The sequence below is a fragment of the Natrialba sp. PRR66 genome, assembly GCF_034808065.1.
GTDB lineage: Archaea > Halobacteriota > Halobacteria > Halobacteriales > Natrialbaceae > Natrialba > Natrialba aegyptia.
In genome coordinates, this window is the sequence record NZ_JAXHGN010000039.1 from 1 (window position 1) to 299 (window position 299).

A 299-nucleotide genomic window follows, 5' to 3' on the forward strand; every position below is an offset into this window, starting at 1 on the left:
ATTCGTGGTGCTCGTCGGTTCGAGCGACCCGTCGACGCCTGATTTACTCGACTCCGAACTAATTTCTATCACCGAGTTTATGTTTCTCCGGGCGTCATCGTCGGGTAGATGAGCGACCCCGCGACCCCCGAGCGCGGCAGCGAGGACCCGGTCGACTGGCGGCGCACCGACGACGGCGTCCGCCTCTTCGACCCCGAGACGTCGCCATCTCGGCTTCGTCGTCGCCGACGTGCTCGTCGCGGTCCTTCGACTCCTTCTTCACGAAGTCCTCGCCGCGGAACTGCGTCGTGTTGTCGAGG

Annotated in this window: 1 protein-coding gene; it reads left to right on the forward strand. The window is 64.2% G+C overall.

Annotated elements, in window-relative coordinates; translation table 11 throughout:
* Positions 1 to 108: 108 nt before the first annotated feature.
* Positions 109 to 299: hypothetical protein (locus tag SM755_RS23400; RefSeq protein WP_323174802.1), on the forward strand; the 191-nt coding region annotated here is incomplete at its 3' end.